Genomic DNA, 22,821 nt, shown 5'->3' with positions numbered 1-22,821 from the left:
TGGATAGCCGCGTCAGCGCCTTATCTGCCCAGCAAAACCTCTCTTCTGTCCGCGTAAAATGTCCTTTATCCTGCCCGTGAACGACAAAGCATTCTTCTTTAATTATAAAATCTAACTGCCCATTAATTTATGGGGGGTAGCAGCGACGGTTGCGGGTAATTGATAAGGAGATGGCTTGGGATTGGCTGAAAAGCCTTGGGAAATACAATAGCAAAAAACCAGCCCGTAGGCTGCTTCTTCTAAATAGTGGTGCTGGACTCGGAATCGAACCAAGGACACGGGGATTATCAAAACTCATGTCAAATTTGGCTGTTAAATGTCCATCTTGCCAGTGTACCCTATTTAGCTTCGATCCTATCGCGAAATAACTTCTTTCAAGGAAGTCATCTGAATTTTCCGCGCGTCCTTACATTCCGACGTTATCCAGTAAAACCTCCAGGAAATCCGAGGCTATTCCGTATATCCAGTCAGGAAAATCATAATTTAAACCGCATAAGAAAATTTAACATTACATATAATAACTTCATTTATGTTGGTAATGATATATTAATATAGTTTAGCTCCGGAATTTCAGCGTCGCGGTAATGAGGATGTATTATTTTTATTGTCGCCATTTAAACTTTTATATCATTTTTATTAGTGCGGCTTGATGGGTGTTCAATTTTTTCTTTATGATTTATTCAATACTTGTCTGGATGGGTTTTTGTAGAATATTGAATTTAAAGGAAATTAATGTGCGACTGTTAACGCAATGATGAACGATTAAATTCTGGGTGATGTATTAGCTATGTAATATTGATGATTTTTTTTCCATTCGAAATTTAAAAATAGTTGCTACTAATTGACGGATGTTATTTTTTTGGCTTTATTCAATATTAAGGGGTCGCTTGTCTGAAGCCTGCTATCAGTTTGGCAAAGTAAGTCGTCGCGATTTTCCAGTGGGGGCTGAGCATATCTATCATAGGGTCTTTTGTGACGTTAAAGGGTGATATATAGGTTGTGCGTCCACCCGGAGCTCGAAGTCGCTCTACCTATTCGCTCAGTTAGCAATTCCAGGCGCGTAATTCGAGTGCCGCTTACCGGCTTCGCCTTTTCGTGCCTTTCATAATCATTACTGAGAGAAATGAAAATGAAGAATGTCATAAAACCTGACCTGAAATATACCCTCAAACAAATATCTATAGCACAAATGGATGTCGACGATCTCAACTTCAATATATTATCTAACCATCTTGTGCCATTCAGTATGCGAACCTTCGATGCTAGCTTTAACAACCTGGTCACAGGGCAAGGCAAGTTTGGTGTTACAGACTTTTCCTTCCTGCGCTTTTTTGATTCCTCATTTCAGGCGGGATATGCTGGGATATGGTCGGTTATAGATCCGCCGTCATGGATTATCAGCAACCGGACCGCCAATTTCTTATCCGCAGTTGAAGTGAACAAAGAGACCGATCCGGTGCTCGGCATAAGTCTGGATGATGTGTTTGGCACACCGACGCCGCAGGAGGTGATTGAGCTGGCACCGAGATCCAAGGCTTCTACGCTAACTCAGGACAAGATCACGGTGCATGATGGCATAAACACCAAGTTGAAACCTACCGATCCCATTGTCTTAGCACGCAAGGAAACGTCGACGGAAGCCGATGACGATGACAATGACAATGACGATGTCGGCGGCGACGGTGCTTTCCCTCTCACCGCCAGTGATGTCGCCAACCTGAAGAATCTCGTCAACGGGCTTGAAGGAGGGGAAGACAACGATGCGCTCGGGATCCGAGATCTCGAAGGTACCGGTAATAACCGGGTTCACCTTGACTATGGTTCAGCCGATCAGCCGTTCATACGGCTCACCGACGCGCACTACGGCGCCTGGAACGAGACGACCCAAAACCGCGACATCAACCCCTTGTTCTCCGGGCTGGATCCGCGAGCCATCAGCGATGCCCTTGGTGCACAGGAAGCAAACCTGTCCGGCAATGCCGCTGGCGTGAACAGCTTATTCACGGCCTTCGGTCAGTACTTCGATCACGGTCTCGATTTCCTCGGTAAGGGAGGTAACGGAACGATCCAGATTGGCACTCCGGGCTCGGTTCCAAACCCCGCGGACCTGACTCGTGGCACCGTTAACAGTATTGATGCCAATGGAATCCCGCAGCATCTCAATAAGACATCGCCATTCGCTGACCAGAACCAAACTTATGGCTCTAACGAACTCGTCGGCCAGTTCCTGCGAGAAGGTGATGGACTGGGCGGGTTTACGGGCAAGCTGTTAGAGGGCGGACTGGATCCATCAAATCCAAATTTCAAGCTACTGCCCACGCTGAGTGAACTGATCCTGCATCACTGGAACAACAACACGCTGTTCACCGACAGCTCGCTGCCGGGCGACCACCGCGTAGCCTTCCGGGAGTACTTCGCCGGACTGGTCGACAGTAATGGCGTTATCAACCAAGCGATGCTTCCTGCCATGACCTCTAATTTCATGGGAAGTGGCTTTGCGCTGCTGCTCGACACCAACCCCTTTATCAACCTGCTCGACCACTACGTGGCGGGTGATGGACGTGCGAACGAAAACATCGCACTAACCGCGATCCACAACATCTGGGAACGGAATCACAACTTCCATGTCAACGCATTGCTCGAAGCCGGATTTAATGGAACAGCTGAAGAGCTGTTCCAGGCTGCCAAGATCATTAACGAAGCTGAATATCAGCGCGTTATTTACACCGACTTTGCCGACAAGTTGCTTGGTGGCATGAGAGGTGAGGGCGATCACGGCTTCGCCGAGTACAATCCGGAAGTGGATGCACGAGTCTCGCACGAGTTCGCGGTTGCCGCTTACCGGTTCGGGCATTCGCTGATAGGGCAGACGCTGACGGTGCTCGACGCTGAGGGCAATGCAACGCAGGTGCCGCTGTTCGACGCGTTCCTCAACCCGACCAACGATACGAGCGCGTTTAACTTCCCCAAATCGCAATTGCCTTACTCTCCACAGCCAGGCTATGAGCAACTGGGTGCCGCCGGGATCATTGCCGGGGGTGTTGTCCAGCCTGCGGAAGAAGTCGACGTCAATATCGTCGATGCTGTGCGCAACGACCTTGTTCGTATGAGTGCTGACGTGTTCGCCTTCGACGTCGCCCGCGAGTGGGACGTTGGTCTGGGTTCGATGAACCAGATCCGGGCCGACCTGATGGCCTCTCTCGATCCGTACGTCAAAGAGGCGGTCAGCTTTGCTGGCGATCTCACACCCTACGGTTCATGGGAAGACTTCCAGGCACGGAACAATCTCAGCGACACCGTCATTGCGCAATTCAAGAAGGCCTATCCCGACCTCGTACTAGAGGATAGTCAAATTGCAGACTTCCTGGCGGCGAATCCTGGCTATAAATTGGTCAACGGAAACACCGTCAAAGGTATCGACAGAGTGGATTTATTCGTTGGCGGACTCGCCGAGAAGCACATCAATGGTGGTGTGGTTGGCCAGACCTTCTGGGTCATCATCCACGAACAACTTGACCGCATCCAGGAAGGTGACCGGCTGTATTATCTCGATCGCGTGGAGCATCTGGACCTCTACGAGGTTATCGAGGAACAGGGTTTTGCCGGGATCGTGGCACGCAACACGGGCCTGACCAATCTTCCCGAGAACATCTTCGGGACGAGTCAGCTCGATAAACCGCCGGTCATTGCCCACAATAACGTCGTCCTGAATGGTGGGAACGGCATTGACATCCTGAATGGTGGGCTCGGCAACGACGTCCTGAATGGCGGGGGCGGCAACGATACGCTCAACGGTGGGGCTGGCAACGATATTCTCAACGGTGGCCTCGGGGCCGATGTGATGGTGGGCGGTGCCGGAAATGACATCTATGTTGTTGATAATAATGGCGATGTCGTCACAGAAGGTCTTAATGGCGGGACAGATACTGTCCAGACCACCCTCCACAATTACACGTTGACCAATAACGTTGAAAACCTGGTGTTCACCGGGACAGGCGCGTTTACCGGCAGAGGGAATGCCATTGCCAACACCATCACCGGTGGCAGCGGTAATGACTTTTTGTATGGGATGGGAGGAAACGACACGCTCAACGGCGGGGCAGGAAATGACGTCCTTGATGGGGGGGAGGGTGCTGATAACCTTCAGGGCGGGACCGGTAACGATAAAATGACAGGCGGAGAGGGTAACGACAGACTTGACGGTGGCGAAGGGGCTGATCTGATGGTAGGCGGCCTCGGCAATGACACCTATATTGTTGATAATAATGGAGACGTCGTCACAGAAGGTCTTAATGGCGGGACAGATGCTGTCCAGACCACCCTCCATAATTACACGTTGACCAATAACGTTGAAAACCTGGTGTTTACCGGGACAGGCGCGTTCACCGGTAGAGGGAATGCCATTGCCAACACCATCACCGGTGGCAGCGGTAATGACTTTTTGTATGGGATGGGAGGAAACGACACGCTCTACGGTGGCGCAGGAAATGACGCCCTTGATGGGGGTGACGGTGCCGATAACCTTCAGGGCGGGGCCGGTAACGATAAACTGACAGGTGGAGCGGGTAACGACAGACTCGAGGGGGGCCAGGGTGACGATATCATGACCGGTGGTGCCGGAAATGACACCTTCGTCTTTAGCGCAGGCTTTGGGCGAGACCGTATTACCAGCGGCTTCGACAGTAACCCCAGCGGCGGACAGGATTACCTCGATGTGAGTTTATTCGGCATTGGTGTGGCGAATTTTGCCAGCAGCGTCAAGATTGCCGGGGGAACCGGTAACAGTACCGTAATTACCATCGGCGATCCTGTTAATGCCAATGTCATTACTTTAGAAAACGTAAACTCTAAAAGCGTCAATATTGATGATTTTATTCTAATCGGATAAGGAGACGATGATGTCGCGCCAGCATACTCCAACAACACTAAATAAGTTATTAAAGGGAATGAAAGCTACCTTTATAACGCTGTTTTTTTAGTCGCGTTATCCATTTGCTTATGCTGGCGCCTCTACCGATGTGAATAGGTTCTATACCCAAAATCGAGGCTATCAAGATAAGGCGTTCAGGATTATTTTATTCCGAAAGCAATATAGTTTAATGCTCTCCATTAAATCTGAATGAGCCACAAGGAAAGGAAGCGCAAAGAAGTTACAGAAATCCTGAGTGGACAACTTAAAAAAGGTCACAAATTTTTCAGTGCCATCAACATCCTCAGACTGGATGGCGGAAGCTAGGTAATGACATCAGCGGTCAAAGTGACCCGAAATCTACCGTAACCCCAGAAAGCAAAAAACCAGCCCTTAGGCTGGTTTCTCTAAATAGTGGTGCCGGACTCGGAATCGATCTTTTGTTTTATCTTTATGATTTATAAGTAAAATTTTTGATGTGATTATATTTATGCCCTCATTTGTACCCTCATTCCCGATTGGTATGAATCCGAAACCCGAATCGGTGACGATAAGTGGGATACTCGCCTCAGGCTGATGTGTTGATACTTTATGATGGTCCTTTGTCTGGTGACGCTCCTGGTGCGTTACAGAATCCAGTAACAAACCACCAGAAGAAAAGCACCAGGAACGTCAGTATCATATTGTCCATAAGCAGGCGAACCTGGCAAGGGGTTTGTTTAACTCTGCACTGATACTGACATTTCACATATGTGCAGGCCCCTGATTACTGTCCGGATGCCAGCATTCCAGGGTAGTGACGTGCGATGATGTCATTCAGCTTATCGACCAGTTCTTGCCGCTTAAAGGTGATATGAGCAGTTCCCTTCTGAAAGTATTTGATTGCAAACATCTCATCCTCGTAACGATTGCTGTGCCTGTTTTCATGGATATGATTGGCGAGACGACGGGTGACGTCGGCACGGTTGTCGGGAACCGGTTTTCCGTCCAGAAGCATCAGCATCCGCTCAAGGTCAGCTAACCGATCGCGTTGCCAGCCCCAGAGAAGCCCAAATCCCCACCGGTCACATTTGACTAGCCCACTGACGATGATTTTCCCTCCAAATTTACAGGGGCTGTTCGTCTTAAAATCCCAGCTCAACCCTTTGAAGACGTTAATGACACCCCGCTCAAACACATCACCTTTATTCAGATACAGTTGCTCAAAAGTGCTCAGAATGTTGGCTTCGCTGACTGCAGGAATGTTCTCCCCCCCCAAGATTTCTGTACCACTGATCACGAGCCTGAGCGTCCATGATGGAAAGCATCCCTGACTTTTTCATTAAATCGCGCCATATACCACGATCGAGATTACGGGTAATGGCTTTCATCGCTGTTTCTGGTTTTTCCATCAACCAGCAACCACGGCGGAATTCCTGCTTCATGGCCCAGTCCAGAGCGGTTTTACCGCCAATACTGCGGGTCAGTGTTGCAATATCGCTAAGTTGTTGCATGAGCACTTCAATCTGCGCCAGCGCCGCATTACGTCCGGTGACGATGCGCTCAATGCTGGTGGAGCAAATAACGTCTGTGTGGCCGGTTAATACTTCGGGTTCGTTAAGAGTAAGGTCTGACATCATTTATTTCCTTATATAAAGCAAAGTGCCAGTCGGTGAGGGCTGGCGCTTATGGGTAAGTGATGAGTACGGACAGGTAATTAATCTGTACTGGTCTGCTGCAGACGCTGAAGATCGCGAACATCCCTGAGTGCCTGTTCAATCCATGGCAACAGCACGGCTGAATCGGTATTTACTTCGTCGTTATCGAAGATAATCCCGTTGTCGCAACAGATGTTGTCCTGCAGCAAGCAAATCAAAATATCGAGAGCGGTTTCAGTGGTTAATTCTGGCATGTGAAAACCTTGTGGTGATTGAGGTGGGGTTACCAGTCGAAAACGTCAAAGCCGGGCAGCACTTCGCCAAAGGCATCCAGATGAACAATGCCAACGGCGTAGCGACGGATAAGCGTTATCACTAACCGGCGGCAGGCTTTCGACAGTCCGAGGCGTTTGAGCCGTAATACCGGAAACGACCAGGCATACAGGCGAATCAGATAATCTGAACCAGTGTACATAATCCATTCCGACTCGCCGAAGTCTTCGCGCTGATGTGACAGGGCGTACAACAGTGAATTGTCTTCCTCCGTGAGGTGCGCAGTACTGCAGCACATCCCCGGTAATGATGTAAAAGGGGGCCGTGGGAATTCAACGGCGATCTTCCCAGGTTCATCCGCGATCCGCAGTGAGCAGCCGTTCTGGTTTACCGCGGCGATCAGTTCGGACAATTCAATACCATCGACATCCACTGCGATACGCCCCATGTTGAGGGCCAGAACGTTGATGGCATCAGCTTCCACGTTGAGAGACAGCTTCATCGGGTCATCTTGCTGTATTTGCCTGTAGTGATATCTGTCACCGTTCTGTAGCCGTTACGTGTCATCAGTCCACAGGCCTTACGGGCGCGGAGAATATCGATACTGCTGATAAGCGGTGACTGCTCTGTAGTGCTGGATCCGTAACGGTCAGTGCGTACCAGATCGTATTTTTCGACGATAAAATTGACGGCATCACACAGGGAAATACCGGCGTCAATGTGCTCCTGAATCACGTCGTCGTTGCCAAACGGCGTGTCGTTTAGCGCCAGACCGTAGTGATGATCCAGCAGGTGGCTCAGAAGTCGCTGCCAAATCTCCACGGGTGACAGACGTGGAGAAGCCTCCCGTGCCGGGGATACGGGTTGTGTTTGCATAAGGGGTATCTCGTTGTTGAAGGGGTAAAAAGAAAGGTGTTGCGGGGGTTATGACGTTACTGATGGTGTCGGATAAATCGCTATATAGATATAGCCATGCGATCCGAGTGAGTCAGCCTCGCAGGTCAGTCCCTTTGCATACAGCGTGACGCAGTGCTGATGGCGGGGACTGAGTTCGCCGGAAACCAGCATCAGTTCCATTTGCTTCAGCAGTACCGGAAACGCTTGGTCGAGATGGCGCAAATCCGCGTCGGTGAATGTCCCGGTGATGCTGGCGCGGTCGGCCAGATAATGCAGCCGGTTGCCTTCCTGTACCAGCCGTGCACCGAAGCACGGGGTGATATTACGTTTCAGTCCCCACCACGGTTCAGAAATATGATGATTTGCCGGCAGTGTTTTATTCAACAAGGTCGTGCTCCTTGAATATGAGTTAACTGAGGGTGACGCTGCGCAGAACGACATACGGGCCGTTGCGGTCCTGGCGACGTTCAGCGAACACGGCCAGGACGCCGCTGATATCCTGGACCTCCTTCCCTGCATAGTGGCAGACGCTGCCGGACCAGGCGTATTTTCCGGAACAGAAGCGAAACAGCCTGGACTCAGGATGCTGGCGATATAGCGCCATCGCCTGACGTTTGCTGATAATCTTCATCGCTGCTCTCCTTACAGCCAGCCGCGTTCAGCGAATGACACTACTTCCATGCCGCCAACCACCAGATGGTCCGGCAGGCGGATATCCACCAGGTCTAGTGCCTGCTTAAGACGTTCCGTGAGGCGGCGGTCAGCCTGGCTGGGCTCCGCCAGGCCTGACGGATGGTTATGGGCAACGATGACGGCGGCTGCGTTATGTTTCAGGGCGGCTTTCACCACTTCCCGGGGATGGACTTCGGTATGACTGATAGTGCCGGTGAACAGTATCTCGTGGGCAATGAGGCGGTTCTGGTTGTCGAGGAACAGCACCATAAACACTTCGCGCTCTTCCCCTGCCAGGCGCAGACGCAGCCAGTCCCGGGTGGCACCGGCGGAGGTGAAGGCCACACCGGGTTCACGCAACTGGCGCTCCAGCAGGTTCATTGCCCGCCGTAACGTTCGCCGGGCATACGGGGACAGGGGGACTTCCTGGTGTGGTGAGGTCAGTGACGGGAACATATCAGGCTGCGATGACGTGGGTAAGGGGGCCGGATTCGTCATGGTTATTCCCCTAATCAATGATACGCATAATTGCGTGGCAGTCCGGGTGCAGCAGGGTATAGTCCCGCAGGCGATAATAGTGCTCCGTCATGGCATTGCATTCGGTGCGGCAGGCGTGATGACTGTAAGCGATAAGGCAGACGGCTATTCCGGCAGCCTCAGCGCTCATCTCTGCGCCGTTACCGTTCATGCTGTTAAACAGTGTCCATTTCTCATCGTTTTCGTTCTCCGGGGCCATAAATGCACCGCCATTGCTGAGGGTAAAGAAATTCCATATCCCGCCGCTGTAGTCCCTGCAAAACCGGTCCATCCAGCCAAAAATGTGGGGTTCAAGGGTTATCCACTGCGGTATGCTGCCAAACTGCTGCGGCCAGAAGGCGGCACGCTGTTCATCGGGTACGGGCATGCATTCGATGCGGTCTGTATCAGTACGTGGTGAGGTGAGAGATTCAGTCACCGGACTGGTCAGGGTGAGTATGTTGTTCATTTGATTTCCTTTGTATTTTCATGTGGGTTGTTGTGACAAAGTGACGGACAGAACTGCACATAGCCATCATCATCACAGCGTGAAGGCCAGTGCCCCTCAGGGATACTTATGCCGCACTGGCTGAGTTCACCGGGACGATAAAGAAGGTGAGAGCACCAGGCGCACAGGTCGTCATCAGAGATGGAGCGGCAGCTTTGCTCACTGATCAGGGAGAACGGATGTGGCGAAACCTGAATCACGCCGCCAGGAATACACTGCATTACTTCAGGCTCCCGAGCAGGCTTTCCGCCATTACCCACAGGGCGCGGTTGAGCTTCACGTCGCCGTCAATGCCGTTAACCGCACGGGTGTGGGCCCGTTTACCTTTCGTTGTTCTGCCCGGCAGACCGCCTTTAATCAGGTTTTCCTGGATACGCTGGTAGGTGGTCCACAGGTCGGAACTTTCATCCTGCCAGCGTCGCGCAGACAGAATCTGTGCTTCCGTCACCGGCTGGTGCTCTTCCCCAAAGCGGTACGTCAGGGCGGCTCTGGCAAACGCCTGTTGTGCCGGCGGAGGAAGTAGCAGTGACTGCATGGCATCCCGCTTCTCCTCCACCCGGTCAAATATCCCCAGCACCTCATAAGCCCCTTCAATGACTTTATCCACCACATTCCCCTTGTGCGGTACGCGAACCTCACCAAAGGTTTCGCCACAGACAAGTCCGTTCTGGCAGACAAAGCGAAACAGGCCCGGCAGCATCTGGTATGAGCTGGAGCCGTCGTGGCTGTTAAGCAGGATGATTTCGGGGACCTGTTTGCCGGTGATTTGCCCCTCACGCCGCAGACGCAGCATGTGCTTTGTGTGGTCGCGTTTATTCAGGTCGCGAACGCGGGTCTGGCAGGCAAAGAACGGCTGGAAGCCTTCCCGCTGCAGATTATCAAGCAGTGTGATGGTCGGGATATACGTATAACGTTCTGAGCGTGATTCGTGCTTTTCTTCACTGAATACGCTGGGCACATAGTGTGCCAGTTCATCACGGGTCAGTGGGCGGTCGCGGCGTACGAGACTGGCCGCACCAAAACGGCTGGCTAAGCGCATGGTTAATACCTCTGATATCGGGTTAAAGGGCATAAAAGCAGAAAGGCCATGCTCCGGAAGGTGCATGGCCTGTGGGGGACTGTGTTCTGTTGAAAAATGAGCAGGACTTCGCCGCTCAGTGGCTCAGTGGCTGTGGTGACACAGGAATACCGTCGCTGATGAGATAGCGGTTCAGCATCTCTCCGGCCTGCGGGGCAAAATTCCAGTCCCGCCATATCAGCATGCCACGGCAGTCGCGGATGACCAGACGAAAATGGGGCCCTGGTCGTCTTCGACGGTGACGTTGAGATAGCGTGCGGCCATGGCTTCCGCCTGTCGGCGGGTGAAGGGGCCGGGTGGCAGCGACGCATTATCAGTGGTCTGCATATCTGATCCCTGATGAGAAACAAAAGAAAACGCCCCGCTCAAATGAGCAGGGCGTCGGCGGTGTGAAATACTGATGCAGTGGTCAGGGCTGGCGGGTGTGTGCTGCCTGAACCGGGATATGCGTCATGGACTGAGGTTCCTGTTGTCGTGAGCGTGAATGAATTCAGAAAAAAGGCGTTACCTGTCTTTATTACGGCAGGGCATATTTCGGCAGACAGCCGCTGTCCCCGAACGCGGGAAGGACCTTCCCCGCACCGTTAAGCGTAAACACGGCTGCCTTTACGCCCTCCCCGGACACAATGACCCGCTTACCGGTGCGCAGTTTATCCCATGCCCATGCCACGTTGTCTGAGCCCACATGTGACTCGCTGTCACTGACGCTGACAGGCTCCTCATCGTCAATTTTCATGTCCAGCGACTGGCCGTTATCCATCCTGACCTGATGACCGTTTGCGTCGGTGAAGGTCAGGGTGGCCGCTTGTGAGCCGGTGTCTTCGCAGGTCAGGTAAAGCTGTGACTGTCCTTTCCCCAGAATTACAAACTCAGACACGCCCTGACCCCAGCCGCTGGCCCAGGTATCACGGTTACCGAAGGCCTGTGACACTGCCGGAGTCAGAGCAGATATCAGAAGAGTGAAAAGCAGTATTTTCTTTTTCATAGTATTCCCTGAGGGTGATGGTTAAGACGATACGGGTCTCTCCTGAAGACATTGAGACGCGTTAAGAAAGAGGGCTGATAAGTGATACTGGCGATATCACTGGCTGACGGTGAATGTGCCCTGATCGGTGAACACCCGGGCCTCAACAAAATTGCAGGCTTTACCAAAATCCAAAGTGTGACCAAATTTCCAGAAGACACTCTCAGCGAAGGTCATTTTACGGGGTGTGAACGGTTTATCTGTGGGCCACCAGCCATCCACATTCCGGCCCCTGTAGGCTATTTTTCGGTGTGTCAGCATCGGACATTTTCCCCGGTTAACATCGATTTTCTTTATCAGAACGGTGTCGGTTTTTGCTGTCACGGTGACATAGATGCAGCCATAGCACTCATGGCCGGCATGGCTGACCTCCACTTTAACGGGCATATCGCTGCCGGCCAGGGAGGGAAGTGAGGTGAACAACAGACTGGCGGTCAGCGCCATAAAAAACCTTTTCATTACTTTTCTCCGGATGAAGGCATTCCTGCAATTCATCGCATTGATTTTTAATCAGTAAATGGCTGAATACAGTATCCCTGAGGGATTCTATAACCGGAAATTCATCATGAACAATGAATAAAACCGATCGGGTCGATCGACAAAATCGATCGTGACAGAGCCAGATTATTTATCGAAACGGAAGACAGGCTTATCGATGCGGAAGTCAGCCAAAGAAGAAGGACCAGACGGTCCGGGCAGCACGGGCCACGGTGTGTGTGACTGTCCGGAGCGCGCAACGTGCAACCTGCGGCAACGGGGCCTGGTCGATGACCGCGTCAATCACTTCCACCACGGCATCGCCAAAGCTGTTGCGGGCGGTAGTGATAATGCCGGGGGTGTGGTACCCGCTTTGCAGGTGAGGCACCAGCGGGCTGCGGGCCTGCTTTGGGAGACGGGTAATCATCGCCTCCACCAGACGGGGAAGGTGGTACCGCCCCCTGACTGACACCGGAAGAATATTCGTCTCTGCGGTTCCCATCTGACGGGCCACGGTCTGTTGTTTCTGTATAATACGTTCAGCCTGCAATGCTGATGGCTGCGCCGATAACCAGTTCCAGTGCGCTGCAGGTTCGGTTTTATCCACCTGGTTGAGGACCCATAACACCGGTGGCAGCGGTCCGCTGTATTGTGCGAATACCTCCTGATAAAAAAGCTCTTCCACCGAGAATGCGCGGTCATCGGCCTTGAGCACCCACAGCACCATATCGAGTTGTGGCATGAGTTCGCGGTACAGCTCACGGTATTCGTTGTCACGGCTGATGCTCTCTCCCGCACCGGGTAAATCCACCAGCGTCAGGTAATGGTTACCGAAGCGCAGACGTACACGCTGAGGCTGACGGGTACAGGCCTCCACGGCATTCACCGCACAGACTTCACTCCGGAACAACGCATTACACAGCGAGGATTTGCCGACGCCGGTCTTGCCCATGATGCCAATCACGGGTTCATACGCGACGAGGCGGCTGAGCTCCCGGAGAAGATGCTGCCGCAGAATACGGGGATAGCGCCGCAGATGGCGACGGATAAGGGCATAGCCCGAAGGATGTTTCATATAAGCCTCGGCATAATAAAATGGCCATCACGGATGGATGGCCTGACTGACGTAAACGGGAGGGAATTCACTGAGGTGATATATAACTGAGAAAAATTTAAAAATGCGGATATAGCATTTAATCCAGATATCAGCAGGGGCGAGCGCCCCCCACAGATATGTTGATTCAGTTTATGGTACGCATAAAAGGAATTTTGTTGATTTTTTTTGCAATTCTTAAAAAATATTCCCTGTGAATTGCTGGTGTGTTTTTCAGTTTGTCATAACCACTCTTTTTTTTAGTCGCACTGATTTCTGCCTCCCTGTCAGCAAGACGTCGTCGGTGGGGTCTGTTGATGTTATCTTCCCTTTCTGTTCTTCTGAGCAGACGGGAGAATAATGTGCAGGGTTCATGACGCCGATAGCCAGGTGCAGTGACATCAGGGAACGGATTCAGTATGTCGGATATGAAAAAGTCTATTCCTCCTGGCGTGGGAGAACTTTTTTGTTTGTTGATGACTTCACGCTGGAAGTTGAGTAAGAAATTAAAGTCAAAACCAGAAACACCCACCAGGCATTCAATGTCTTCAGGGATGAAAGAGTACCAGACCTCAATAATTTCCCTGATAAAGTCATGACTGACAGCCCCGTCCTGAATAAAAAATAACACATGGGCGAAAGGCTCAAAATTCTCGTCCAGCATGCCCAGTCTTACATGTCCGGCTATCCGGCTGTACATTGTGCGATGTTTTATTTTACTCATCATCGAGGAAAAGGCTATGTTAATTATGGTTAAGTCATCGATGATGTGTTCAAGTATTCCATTTGTCTTGCAGTTGAGGTGAAAGCTGATTGGGATTATTGTGATTTTTCCGGATGCTTTATTTTTTATTTTGTTATATTCAGTCTGAATTTTAAGTAGCACATCTTCTTTATGAATAAGATTTCTCTTCAGTTCTTCTTTATATTCTGGGGTTGCTTCGCAATGAAGCTTCAAATATTTATGTGTTCCTGCGAGAGAACGGGATGAGCCAGGGCGTAATGAATTCTCATATTTAAGAATGTCCGACAAAAGATTGCATGCGTAGCCGTCTGTTACCTGTGTTTTTCTTTTTTTAGTGGAAAGTTTATCAGACGGTATTTTTTCACATTCTGCATCTTTAAAGCTGATGAAGCTGTATATGTCAGCCAGGTCCGCGTAACGTATGGGTTCCGATGGATACGTGGCATCTATCTCCCTTAACCTCAGAAAGTTCACTTCATAAAAATCATTCAGTCCGTCCCTTCTCATTCTGCTCTCCCGAATACTGGTTCTGTTTTTATACCTCCGAATTATATCGTATAAAGCTCTGAATTAAGAGTGATTAGATCACAGAACCGGCATGGTAAAACATAGCCTTTTAAGCATTATTCAGAGCTTATGATTGCCTCTTAATTCATTGAATTAAATGAATTATATATAATTTGTTTGTCGTTTTTTGTGTGTTTGTTTTTTTCTGTTGTTTCAGATTGTTATGACATGATTTTAAGGTGAAAACGATTCTGACTGTCTTTTCAGGCGACTGAGGGTGTTCCGTTACTTCCGATCAGCGTCTTACAGCGAGACTGTTTTTCCGACTGTGTTTACCTGGTCAGGGAGTATCTTATCCTGTCATCCAGTTGCAGAGCATTCTGTGGTCTGATTGTTATCGCCGGGGAGAATGCGGTTTCCCCTCGAAAATAAATACGTTAGCCCGTCATGAATTTACCTTTTTTCATGTTTTCCGGGCCGCGCATGGAATGTTTTTCCTGAGTAACCAATAATTACTCTCTTACTTCCACGTTTTTTGTGCCTGAAAATACCGGGGGAGTAATCAGAAAATAAACCCCGTACCGGCATAAATAACGGCAAAATACTATTGCAGTAAATATTACAGTGGCAGGGTGACCCGTTCCGGGAGTCAAAAAGTATGCGTATACAAATCTTTCATGAGCACATGCCTGCTGTACAGGTATCAAGTCGGGGAAGACAGGAATGGTGTTCTAATGATATTAGAACACCATGGCGTGAATAACTTAAACCTGCGTGGTGAGCGTATTCTCTGGAGGTTACTGATTGTGTGAAAAGAAACATTAAGGTTATTAGTGTTATTTTATAAAGAAGGGTTACTTGTCCAACTGCTTACACCTTTGTATCTAGGAATAATGACTCTTCAGTAAGTACAGCATTTCTTCGTCTACCGGATGATGATTTCTTTTCAGACATCCCGGTACGTTCAATGTTTACTAACATCATTGTTTATTCTTTGCCGTAAAGCATAATGATTGTCAGACTTTCCAGTGTGATGAACATTCATTCCATTTTACAATAAGAAATTACTGTTACAGTACATGTGAAAAATGATACGCAATAACATACTTTCATGGCTGACAACCTGAATCGGTATTCTGCATAAAAAATTAATCTCTCCTGTAATCTCATGACCAATAACTGTTATGGGATATTTATCATGGAATACGTAATCAACTCAAACCACAAACCAGACTATTCTCTTCAGTCAGTATTATTTAACCATCAGGACCGGTTATTTGACTGTCATTCGAAATTACTCCTGCTTCGGGTGGATTTTGCATACAGGAAAAACTCTGATTCATACGCGTATGGTGATATTCATCAACTGGTGGCTGAGATGACATGGCTGACTGAGCAATGCGCAGAGATATCTGGTCTGGAGGGATATGCCTGGGTAATGGAATATGGGGGAGATCACCGTTACCACATTCATGCGGCGTTTTATATCAATGGTCAGAGCCACCGGAAGGCCTGGTGCTTCTGGAAATCCATCCAGTTGCTGTGGGAGGACATTACGGACGGAGAAGGCTACGCGCACCGGTGTGAGCCTAAGGGACATTACCGGGTGCGAGGTGAACGAGTAATCAACTTTTCAGATCGCAGAGGAAGGGAAGGTATGCAGTACATCCTGAGCTATCTGGGTAAACAGTCGCAGCGTACAGAGCGCCGGATTTACAGAGTCAGCGCAGTCCCGGTAGTGTCCGTAACAGGCAGACCCCGGAGTCGCGTTATCGGCTAAAAAATTACGCCAGTGCGTCATCGTTTGAAGAAGTCTGCACCATTCGAATACCTGGCTTCTTCTCCCTTATCACCAACGGAGAAAAAACGATGACCACACCAACCAGCCTGCTTAACGATAAGTTTGTCGATATGGCATTCATTACACAGCTCACCGGCTTAACCGACAAATGGTTCTACAAATTGATTTCATTGGGTGAATTCCCAAAACCCATTAAGCTTGGGCGTAGCTCCCGCTGGCTTGAAAGCGAAGTGGAAGCCTGGCTACAGCAGCGTATCACCGACTCCAGAGGCTGACCTCATGTACGCTACGACAATTCCTCCACGCTGGATATGTGACAAATGCAGACACCAGTTCTGCGGTGTGACGCCCTGTCCGTTCTGTTACCGGATGGCCCTGTCCACCGCTACGGCATTTCGCTGAAACCTTTTGCCTGATTTAACCCACGTCTTATTCCCATGCCCCTGACCTCATTTCATTTAATTCCGGATACCGCATGCACGTCTGCCCTCCACGGGAAGAATGACGCCTGCGCGTCGTCCGGCAAAGGACCATTATTATGACGATTCACAATATGCAATTTCGCATCATTCGTACCGCCCTGAACCACATGGGCAAAGTTATTCATACCAGAGATTTAACACCTCGCTCACGGGAACGCTGGTATTGCTGCTCCTGCAACAATCCTTTGAGACTACGCTGGACGCATGACAGCGGCGGTTATTTTGAACATGACCTGGAAGAAGCTGAAGAACTTAAGTTAAGACAGTGCGAGTATCAGGCCATTCCCCAAGAGAAACCAGTATCAGCTTTTGAGCAGGCAGTTAATGCACTGATGGAACGTGATGACACACCATCTACAGGTCCCTCAAAAAAGGATTATTTCCGCGTGCTCTGCCAGCGTGAATATTATGGTCTCCGGTGCTGTCCGGAATGCAGGCAGCATATCTACAGTACGGAAATGAAACTCTTTGATATTCTCACTGTTCCTGAAAAATTTGCGAAATGACAATGTCTCACAGCAACCTCACCTTCATGGAAGAGGAACATATTTCAACTCCAGACTTGACCACCCGCTAAAAGTGAACATTAAGACCAGTCTGAATCGCCACGGATAATCTAGACACTTCCGAGCCGTTGATAATACTGGTTTTCATATTCTGTCGGTGACATCTGTTCGCTAGAACCATGCCGACGCTTACTGTTATAAAACATTTCGATGTAATCAAAAATATCGCTGCGGGCTTCTTCCCGCGTTCCGTAGATTTTTTTCTTTATCCGTTCACGTTTCAACAACTGGAAAAAGCTTTCTGCAACCGCATTATCATGGCAGTTACCGCGACGGCTCATGCTGCCCTCCAGGCCGTGTGATTTCAGGAACGACTGCCACTCATGGCTTGTGTACTGACTGCCCTGATCCGAATGAACCAGCACCTGTTTTTGGGGATTACGCCGCCATACAGCCATCAGCAGTGCGTTCAGGACAATGTCCTTTGTCATCCGGGATTGTATGGACCAGCCGATAATTTTGCGTGAGAACAGATCAACAACCACGGCAAGATACAGCCAGCCTTCGTGGGTCCTGATGTAGGTTATGTCCGTTACCCAACTCTCATCCGGAGCATCCGGATTGAACTGTCGCTGGAGCCTGTTGGGCGACACGATACTGGCCTCGCCTTTACGTGCCCGCGGGCTCCGGTATCCGACCTGAGCCTTTATCCCGACACGTTTCATCAGTCGCCAGACTCTGTTCACTCCGCACTGTTGCCCGCTGTCCCGCAGATCCAAATGGATTTTGCGATAACCATAGACGCATCCCGATTCCAGCCAGAACTGTTTAATCTGCCCTGTCAGCCTCAGGTCTGCCTGATGGCGTTGTGAATGCGGCTGCTGAAGCCAGGCGTAAAAACCACTGGGATGAACATCCAGCACCCGACAGAGCAGGCGAACAGGCCAGCAACAGGTGTTGTCACGGATAAAGGCGTACCTCAGTCGGACAGCTTTGCGAAGTACGCCGCTGTAGATTCAATTGGTCAACGCAACAGTTATGTGAAAACATGGGGTTGCGGAGGTTTTTTGAATGAGACGAACATTTACAGCAGAGGAAAAAGCCTCTGTTTTTGAACTATGGAAGAACGGAACAGGCTTCAGTGAAATAGCGAATATCCTGGGTTCAAAACCCGGAACGATCTTCACTATGTTAAGGGATACTGGCGGCATAAAACCCCATGAGCGTAAGCGGGCTGTAGCTCACCTGACACTGTCTGAGCGCGAGGAGATACGAGCTGGTTTGTCAGCCAAAATGAGCATTCGTGCGATAGCTACTGCGCTGAATCGCAGTCCTTCGACGATCTCACGTGAAGTTCAGCGTAATCGGGGCAGACGCTATTACAAAGCTGTTGATGCTACTAACCGAGCCAACAGAATGGCGAAAAGGCCAAAACCGTGCTTACTGGATCAAAATTTACCATTGCGAAAGCTTGTTCTGGAAAAGCTGGAGATGAAATGGTCTCCAGAGCAAATATCAGGATGGTTAAGGCGAACAAAACCACGTCAAAAAACGCTGCGAATATCACCTGAGACAATTTATAAAACGCTGTACTTTCGTAGCCGTGAAGCGCTACACCACCTGAATATACAGCATCTGCGACGGTCGCATAGCCTTCGCCATGGCAGGCGTCATACCCGCAAAGGCGAAAGAGGTACGATTAACATAGTGAACGGAACACCAATTCACGAACGTTCCCGAAATATCGATAACAGACGCTCTCTGGGGCATTGGGAGGGCGATTTAGTCTCAGGTACAAAAAACTCTCATATAGCCACACTTGTAGACCGAAAATCACGTTATACGATCATCCTTAGACTCAGGGGCAAAGATTCTGTCTCAGTAAATCAGGCTCTTACCGACAAATTCCTGAGTTTACCGTCAGAACTCAGAAAATCACTGACATGGGACAGAGGAATGGAACTGGCCAGACATCTAGAATTTACTGTCAGCACCGGCGTTAAAGTTTACTTCTGCGATCCTCAGAGTCCTTGGCAGCGGGGAACAAATGAGAACACAAATGGGCTAATTCGGCAGTACTTTCCTAAAAAGACATGTCTTGCCCAATATACTCAACATGAACTAGATCTGGTTGCTGCTCAGCTAAACAACAGACCGAGAAAGACACTGAAGTTCAAAACACCGAAAGAGATAATTGAAAGGGGTGTTGCATTGACAGATTGAATCTACAGCGGCTTTTTTTAATATGTCCCGTTCGTCGGTAACCCGCTTCAGCTCTTTCTGGAGACGGCGGATCTCGGCCTGAGCATCTGACTCTTCTTTATTAGTGGAAGAATCTGGACCGTACTTCTTTATCCAAGCGTAAAGGCTGTGGGTGGTGATATCGAGACGTGTTGCAACGCTGGCAACAGAATAACCGCGATCAACAACCTGTTTGACTGCTTCAATTTTAAACTCTTCGGGATAACGCTTACCGCTCATGGGCACCTCTCTTTAAGCCATCTTAAATGACTCTGAGGTGTCTGTTAAACCCGTGGCGATTCAGGCAGGGATAACATTAATATTACAAAAAGGGTGTTTTTGATTTTCATATAATAATTCCTTTCAGACAGGTACCGGTTAAGTGTAGCTGAGTCAGACAAAAAAGCCCCCTGACGGGGGGCAAAAATGTAGCAACGTTGTTTCAGGAAAATCTATCAGGGAAAAGGTAACAGCACGGATACTACCGTCGCATTCAGCCTGCATTGATCATGCGGCGGTGCGCTTCGGCCATGGCCTGATGTGGGCCGGATTGCCCGTTATTCATGAATTCATGGGCAACCGCTGCTCTTTCATGCTCATTCATCGCCGCGTAAGACGTTGACGGGACGGTCGTGGATACCGTGTTATTTCCCATCATCTTCTGATGACTTTCCACCATTTTCTGGTGCGCATCCGCCGAGCCGTTCGTCATGGTTTCATGAGCAATAATGGCCTGTTCATGCTGGTCCATACCGGTCATACGAGGAGCAGTCCCCTGGATCCCGACAGGAGCCGCAGCAGACTGCATCTGGTGAGCAGGAGCCTGTGCATTGTTGACGCGATCATGGATATTCACGGTTTCAGTGGCCCAGACCGATGAAATTAAACCAAAGCCCAGCAAAGATGCTAATACGATATTTTTCATGATAACTCTCCATTTCTGAATTAGTGATGTCCGGGGAAGTACAACCGGTGTTTTCAGTTCCATAACTGAAACAAGTTCGGCAGCGTTTATTTCTCCGGAAGAGGGCTGGATATTCATTTCCTGGCGTACTCTGACGCCGGGTATTGATGAAGCAATCCAGCCTTCCTGATAAGTTGCACTAATTATATCGAATGGCTTCTGTTTGCTGCATGACAGGCTAATGACATCTTTGTCATTTACATCTTTATTTTCAGCATTGGGTTTCCGGGATCATTTTCTCCAGTCTGGGCACGGATAAGATAAAACGCGTGGAGCGTACGTCTGATTCCACCTGCACTCTTCCGTGATGTGCTTCCACGATTGACTTCACAATCGCAAGGCCGATGCCGCTGCCTTCTCCTTTTCGTTGTCTGGATGGATCCACCCGATAAAAACGGTCAAACAGCCTTGATAAATGTTCTTCAGGGATCGGTTTCCCTGGATTTTCAATCACAAGGTCAAAAAAGCTCTCCTGCTTTCTTATTGAGACGGTGATGGCCTGTCCCTCCGGGGTATAACGCAGGGCATTGGATAACAGATTATTGATCGCTCTTCTGAACATTTGTGGATCTCCCTCAACCAGGCAGGGCATCCCGTTAAATTTGAGCGTGATATTGCGTTCTTCGGCCCAGGCTTCGAAAAACTCGAAGACTTTCATGACTTCTGCTCTGAGGTCAAAACGGACCCTGTCAGGTATAAGCTGGTTATTGTCCGCCTGTGCCAGAAACAGCATGTCGCTGACCATTTTGGTCATCCGGTTATACTCTTCAAGACTGGAGTAGAGGACATCCTCAAGTTCCTTCTGGGTTCGATCCTGACTCAGTGCGATTTCAGTCTGCGTCACCAGATTGGTGATGGGCGTTCTGATCTCATGCGCGATATCGGCAGAGAAATTGGCCTGGCGGGTAAAGACGTCCTCAATCTTTCCAATCATATGATTGAACGAGATAACCAGTTGCTCCAGCTCAATGGGAACGCGTGTCGGTTCCAGCCGTGCATCAAGATTCTCGGAGGTGATGTTTTTAATGGCATTGCTGACATTACGAAGGGGCAGGTGCCCCTGACGGACAGCGATGCGAATGATCAGAACAATCAGCAGGCTTATCACGACGGCGATCGCAATCAGATTTTTTTTCAGCGCATCGAGGTAATGGAGATGGAAATTAATGGAGAGGCCAGTCAGCATGACATAATTCTGCTGTTTGCCCTGAAATATCGCCTGGCCAGAGGAGGCGATAATCCGGTATGTTTCCATCTTCATTTCAGACCCGGTATCCATCGGTCTCGCAGGATCCTCCACCGTCCAGAGAAAGACATCCCGTGCGCGGCTGTGCTCGCTAAAATCTGCGGAATTCACGGCCGGGTGTAGTGCCGCCCCCTGCGCTGAACTAAAGAGCACTTCCCCCCTGGGATTGAGGAGCAAAAGGGCAACGTTGCGGTAGCTGGCAATCGACTCCTTTATTTTGCTTACTTTTTTTTCATCCGGATCCACCGGGGACTGCAGTATACGGTTCAGGGTAGTGCTGATTTGTTGAAGATCGCTGACATCCTGCTCGGCAAAATGATTTTCAACAGAATGCAGCATAAACCAGGTGAAGGCGATAAAAGCCAGTATCGTGGACAGGCTGATAAAAAAGGTCAGCCGCAGGGCGAGTGAGAAAGGGCGCCTGGAAGGTTTGCTATGCATCCGGGGCCTCCAGCATATAGCCCACGCCCCGGACAGTCTGGATCAGCTTTGTCCCGTAATCGTTGTCTATTTTAGCGCGGAGTCGCTTTACGGCGACATCAATCGCGTTAGTGTCGCTGTCAAAATTCATGTCCCAGACCTGAGAGGCAATCAGGGAACGGGGAAGAACCTCGCCCTGATGGCGAATGAAAAATTCCAGCAGGCTGAACTCTTTACTGGTGAGCACAATGCGGTTTCCGGCGCGACTGACTTTTCTGGATACGAGATCCATCGAGAGATCAGCCACCCTAAACTGGCTTTCCGTGATCATCGCGTTTCCCCGCCTCAGAAGGGTTCTCACCCGGGCCAGCAGTTCGGCAAACGCAAAGGGTTTAACCAGATAATCGTCCGCACCCAGTTCCAGTCCTTTGACCCTGTGTTCGATCGTGCCGAGGGCCGTCAGTAGTAAGACCGGCATACCCTTTCCGGCAGTGCGCAGCATGCGGATGATATCCCAGCCGTTCACATCAGGCAGCATGATGTCCAGAATGACTAAATCATACTCGGCTGTCATGGCGAGATGATATCCGGTAAGACCATTATCAGCGTGATCCACTACGAACCCTGCCTCTGTAAGCCCTTTGCTGAGATATTCACCTGTTTTAATTTCGTCTTCGACGATCAATATTTTCATCTTGCTCCCCGTCTGGCTGCTAATGTCATTCTATTGCGCACACGATCGTAATCAACGAATTACCGTAAAAATGACAACATTGTCATTATTCTGTCACCCGACAAACAGAGTGCATTCTGTAAAGTAACCCT

At 49.8% G+C, this 22,821-nt stretch carries 21 protein-coding genes and 4 pseudogenes; 5 read left to right on the top strand and 20 right to left on the bottom strand.

The features are described from left to right. Nucleotides 1-1,129 precede the first annotated feature (1,129 nt). Nucleotides 1,130-4,888, top strand: coding sequence for a peroxidase family protein (locus M2374_RS21800; RefSeq protein ID WP_259156225.1), 3,759 nt, complete (start codon nt 1,130-1,132; stop codon nt 4,886-4,888). Nucleotides 4,889-5,675: 787 nt separating this feature from the next. Here the strand turns inward: M2374_RS21800 and M2374_RS21795 are convergent. From M2374_RS21795 to M2374_RS21725, 15 genes and pseudogenes are all read right to left on the bottom strand, one after another. After that, a pseudogene (locus M2374_RS21795) lies at nt 5,676-6,525 on the bottom strand (DUF4942 domain-containing protein). A gap of 80 nt (nt 6,526-6,605) precedes the next feature. Beyond that, nucleotides 6,606-6,800, bottom strand: coding sequence for a DUF957 domain-containing protein (locus tag M2374_RS21790; protein WP_038633777.1), 195 nt, complete (start codon nt 6,798-6,800; stop codon nt 6,606-6,608). Nucleotides 6,801-6,829: 29 nt separating this feature from the next. Further along, a complete protein-coding gene (locus tag M2374_RS21785) occupies nt 6,830-7,321 on the bottom strand; it encodes a DUF5983 family protein (protein ID WP_038633774.1) in 492 nt (163 codons plus the stop codon). Continuing rightward, on the bottom strand, nt 7,318-7,695 hold the full coding sequence (locus tag M2374_RS21780) for a TA system toxin CbtA family protein (RefSeq protein WP_038633771.1): 378 nt from the start codon (nt 7,693-7,695) through the stop codon (nt 7,318-7,320). Before M2374_RS21780 ends, M2374_RS21785 begins: the two co-directional genes overlap by 4 nt. 48 nt (nt 7,696-7,743) lie before the next feature. Then, entirely contained in the window at nt 7,744-8,103 is a 360-nt protein-coding gene (locus M2374_RS21775; protein ID WP_038633768.1) for a type IV toxin-antitoxin system YeeU family antitoxin, read from the bottom strand. Between the two features lie 22 nt (nt 8,104-8,125). Further along, nucleotides 8,126-8,347, bottom strand: coding sequence for a DUF987 domain-containing protein (locus M2374_RS21770; RefSeq protein ID WP_038633763.1), 222 nt, complete (start codon nt 8,345-8,347; stop codon nt 8,126-8,128). An 11-nt stretch (nt 8,348-8,358) separates the two neighbouring features. Next, a complete protein-coding gene (radC, locus tag M2374_RS21765) occupies nt 8,359-8,844 on the bottom strand; it encodes a DNA repair protein RadC (RefSeq protein ID WP_038642868.1) in 486 nt (161 codons plus the stop codon). A 52-nt stretch (nt 8,845-8,896) separates the two neighbouring features. Beyond that, nucleotides 8,897-9,292 (bottom strand): antirestriction protein, encoded by a 396-nt coding sequence (locus M2374_RS21760; RefSeq protein ID WP_051594539.1) that lies wholly within the window; start codon nt 9,290-9,292, stop codon nt 8,897-8,899. A gap of 77 nt (nt 9,293-9,369) precedes the next feature. Continuing rightward, nucleotides 9,370-9,633 (bottom strand): hypothetical protein, encoded by a 264-nt coding sequence (locus tag M2374_RS21755; protein WP_038633754.1) that lies wholly within the window; start codon nt 9,631-9,633, stop codon nt 9,370-9,372. Next, a complete protein-coding gene (locus tag M2374_RS21750) occupies nt 9,633-10,451 on the bottom strand; it encodes a DUF932 domain-containing protein (RefSeq protein ID WP_001234374.1) in 819 nt (272 codons plus the stop codon). Before M2374_RS21750 ends, M2374_RS21755 begins: the two co-directional genes overlap by 1 nt. A gap of 115 nt (nt 10,452-10,566) precedes the next feature. Next, nucleotides 10,567-10,817: pseudogene (locus M2374_RS21745) on the bottom strand (DUF905 family protein). A 190-nt stretch (nt 10,818-11,007) separates the two neighbouring features. After that, a complete protein-coding gene (locus tag M2374_RS21740) occupies nt 11,008-11,475 on the bottom strand; it encodes a hypothetical protein (protein WP_000727137.1) in 468 nt (155 codons plus the stop codon). Between the two features lie 96 nt (nt 11,476-11,571). Continuing rightward, nucleotides 11,572-11,973 carry a hypothetical protein gene (locus M2374_RS21735; protein WP_000819262.1) on the bottom strand — a complete coding sequence of 134 codons (402 nt, stop codon included), beginning with the start codon at nt 11,971-11,973 and terminating at the stop codon, nt 11,572-11,574. A gap of 205 nt (nt 11,974-12,178) precedes the next feature. Then, on the bottom strand, nt 12,179-13,066 hold the full coding sequence (locus M2374_RS21730) for a GTPase family protein (RefSeq protein ID WP_038633742.1): 888 nt from the start codon (nt 13,064-13,066) through the stop codon (nt 12,179-12,181). 166 nt (nt 13,067-13,232) lie between these two features. After that, entirely contained in the window at nt 13,233-14,336 is a 1,104-nt protein-coding gene (locus M2374_RS21725; protein WP_038633739.1) for a hypothetical protein, read from the bottom strand. Between the two features lie 1,198 nt (nt 14,337-15,534). On the opposite strand from M2374_RS21725, the gene M2374_RS21720 reads away from it, so the two are divergent. The 3 genes from M2374_RS21720 (at nt 15,535) to M2374_RS21710 (ending at nt 17,125) form a co-directional block, all read left to right on the top strand. Next, nucleotides 15,535-16,116, top strand: a complete 582-nt coding sequence (locus tag M2374_RS21720; protein ID WP_038633736.1) for an inovirus-type Gp2 protein — start codon at nt 15,535-15,537, stop codon at nt 16,114-16,116. Between the two features lie 89 nt (nt 16,117-16,205). Beyond that, nucleotides 16,206-16,412 carry an AlpA family transcriptional regulator gene (locus M2374_RS21715; protein WP_024156440.1) on the top strand — a complete coding sequence of 69 codons (207 nt, stop codon included), beginning with the start codon at nt 16,206-16,208 and terminating at the stop codon, nt 16,410-16,412. Between the two features lie 263 nt (nt 16,413-16,675). Further along, on the top strand, nt 16,676-17,125 hold the full coding sequence (locus M2374_RS21710; protein ID WP_223229059.1) for a zinc-ribbon domain-containing protein: 450 nt from the start codon (nt 16,676-16,678) through the stop codon (nt 17,123-17,125). A 110-nt stretch (nt 17,126-17,235) separates the two neighbouring features. Here M2374_RS21710 and M2374_RS21705 read toward each other — a convergent pair. After that, a pseudogene (locus M2374_RS21705) lies at nt 17,236-18,129 on the bottom strand (IS3 family transposase); the annotation flags it as partial. A 67-nt stretch (nt 18,130-18,196) separates the two neighbouring features. Here M2374_RS21705 and M2374_RS21700 point away from each other — a divergent pair. Further along, complete coding sequence (locus M2374_RS21700; protein ID WP_259156201.1) at nt 18,197-19,348, top strand: IS30-like element IS30 family transposase; 1,152 nt, start codon at nt 18,197-18,199, stop codon at nt 19,346-19,348. Nucleotides 19,349-19,357: 9 nt separating this feature from the next. Here M2374_RS21700 and M2374_RS21695 read toward each other — a convergent pair. The 4 genes and pseudogenes from M2374_RS21695 to silR all read right to left on the bottom strand — a co-directional run. Then, nucleotides 19,358-19,606: pseudogene (locus M2374_RS21695) on the bottom strand (transposase); the annotation flags it as partial. A 253-nt stretch (nt 19,607-19,859) separates the two neighbouring features. Then, nucleotides 19,860-20,291: a silver-binding protein SilE gene (gene silE, locus M2374_RS21690; RefSeq protein WP_038633721.1), complete on the bottom strand. Its 432-nt coding sequence runs from the start codon at nt 20,289-20,291 to the stop codon at nt 19,860-19,862. A gap of 250 nt (nt 20,292-20,541) precedes the next feature. After that, nucleotides 20,542-22,017: a copper/silver sensor histidine kinase SilS gene (gene silS / locus M2374_RS21685; RefSeq protein WP_032433718.1), complete on the bottom strand. Its 1,476-nt coding sequence runs from the start codon at nt 22,015-22,017 to the stop codon at nt 20,542-20,544. Further along, entirely contained in the window at nt 22,010-22,690 is a 681-nt protein-coding gene (gene silR, locus M2374_RS21680) for a copper/silver response regulator transcription factor SilR (protein WP_038633715.1), read from the bottom strand. Before silR ends, silS begins: the two co-directional genes overlap by 8 nt. Nucleotides 22,691-22,821: the final 131 nt, after the last annotated feature.

The organism is Citrobacter sp. JUb117, from assembly GCF_024809055.1.
Lineage (GTDB): Bacteria > Pseudomonadota > Gammaproteobacteria > Enterobacterales > Enterobacteriaceae > Citrobacter > Citrobacter gillenii.
Note: the sequence above shows the minus strand (reverse complement) of the source record. Positions and strands in the feature narration are given on the sequence as shown.